Source organism: Burkholderia sp. E168m23, assembly GCF_016586125.1.
In the GTDB taxonomy this organism is placed as follows: Bacteria; Pseudomonadota; Gammaproteobacteria; order Burkholderiales; family Burkholderiaceae; genus Burkholderia; species Burkholderia orbicola.
In genome coordinates, this window is the sequence record NZ_BCPP01001153.1 from 1 (window position 1) to 1,933 (window position 1,933).

General features: G+C 67.9%; 1 protein-coding gene and 1 pseudogene. One reads left to right on the plus strand and one right to left on the minus strand.

Features of this window, described 5'->3' with window-relative positions:
* Positions 1-1,708: phosphoenolpyruvate carboxylase (gene ppc / locus JMF90_RS35125; RefSeq protein ID WP_201326167.1), on the plus strand; the 1,708-nt coding region annotated here is incomplete at its 5' end.
* A 134-nt stretch (positions 1,709-1,842) separates the two neighbouring features.
* Here the strand turns inward: ppc and JMF90_RS35130 are convergent.
* Positions 1,843-1,933, minus strand: a pseudogene (locus JMF90_RS35130) (SAM-dependent methyltransferase); the annotation flags it as partial.

Sequence of the window (1,933 nt, forward strand, 5' to 3'; positions counted from 1 at the left end):
CGAGGATTCCGAAGCGTTCGTCGCCGATCTGAAGGTGCTGACCGCGTCGCTCGACGAACACCACGGCGCGTCGCTCGCCGCGCCGCGTCTCGCGCCGCTCGTGCGCGCGGCGGAAGTGTTCGGCTTCCATCTGGCGAGCATCGACCTGCGCCAGAGTTCCGACATCCATGAAGCGGTGGTCGCCGAGCTGTTCGCGCGCGCGGGCGTCGAGGCCGACTATGCGGCGCTCGCCGAGGAAGACAAGCTGCGCGTGCTGCTCGCCGCGCTCGCCGATCCGCGCCCGCTGCGCTCGCCGTACCTCGAATACTCGGCGCTCGCGCAGAGCGAGCTCGGCGTGTTCGAGAAGGCGCGCGAGGTCCGCGCGCAATTCGGCGCGCGTGCGGTGCGCAACTACATCATTTCGCACACGGAAACCGTCAGCGACCTCGTCGAGGTATTGCTGCTGCAGAAGGAGACGGGCCTGCTCGAAGGCACGCTCGGCGTGCCGGGCAGCCATGCGAAGAACAGCCTGATGGTGATCCCGCTGTTCGAGACGATCCCCGACCTGCGCGACGCGTCGCGCATCATGCGCGACTACTTCGCGCTGCCGGGCATCGACGCATTGATCGCGCACCAGGGCGCCGAGCAGGAAGTGATGCTCGGCTACTCGGACAGCAACAAGGACGGCGGCTTCCTCACGTCGAACTGGGAGCTGTATCGCGCGGAACTCGCGCTCGTCGACCTGTTCCGCGAGCGCAAGATCACGCTGCGGCTGTTCCACGGCCGCGGCGGCACGGTCGGCCGCGGGGGCGGCCCGACCTACCAGGCGATCCTGTCGCAGCCGCCGGGCACCGTGAACGGCCAGATCCGCCTGACCGAACAGGGCGAGGTGATCGCGAGCAAGTTCTCGAACCCGTCGATCGGCCGGCGCAACCTCGAGACGGTCGTCGCCGCGACGCTCGAGGCGTCGCTGCTGCCGCAATCGAACGCACCGGCGCAGTTGCCCGCGTTCGAGGCCGCGATGCAGACGCTGTCCGATTCCGCGATGGCCGCGTACCGCGCGCTCGTCTATGAAACCCCGGGCTTCACCGACTACTTCTTCTCGTCGACGCCGATCACCGAGATCGCCGAGCTGAACATCGGCAGCCGCCCGGCGTCGCGCAAGCTGCAGGACCCGAAGCAGCGCAAGATCGAGGATCTGCGCGCGATTCCGTGGGGCTTCTCGTGGGGCCAGTGCCGGCTGCTGCTGACCGGCTGGTACGGCTTCGGCAGCGCGGTCAGCGCGTATCTCGACGGCGCGCAGGACGACGCCGAGCGCGCGAAGCGCGTCACGTTGCTGAAGAAGATGAACAAGACCTGGCCGTTCTTCGCGAACCTGCTGTCGAACATGGACATGGTGCTCGCGAAGACCGATCTCGCGGTCGCGTCGCGCTATGCGCAGCTCGTGTCCGACCGCAAGCTGCGCAAGCACGTGTTCGAGCGGATCGTCGCGGAATGGGAGCGCACGTCGCGGGCGCTCGCGGAAATCACCGGGCAGGAAGGCCGCCTCGCGACCAACCCGCTGCTCGCGCGCTCGATCAAGAACCGCTTCCCGTATCTCGATCCGCTCAATCACCTGCAGGTCGAGCTGATCAAGCGTCACCGCGCGGGCGACACGAACGCGCGGCTGCGCCGCGGGATTCACCTGACGATCAACGGGATCGCTGCCGGCCTGCGCAACACCGGCTGATTCCGCGGGCGCCGGGTGTGTTCGGCGCCAGCCGGAATCACGAAAGTCGCGATACGCGTTCATGCGTATCGCGGCTTTTTTCATGCGGCGACGAAATGGCGCAACGGCAAAGCGGCGCGGCGCGCGCCGCACGCTCAGTGCGCGTCGATCAGCAACGCATCGTGCTCGAACGAACCGTCGGGCTGCACCGCGTAATAGGTGCGCACCTCGTCGGGCGCATGCGCC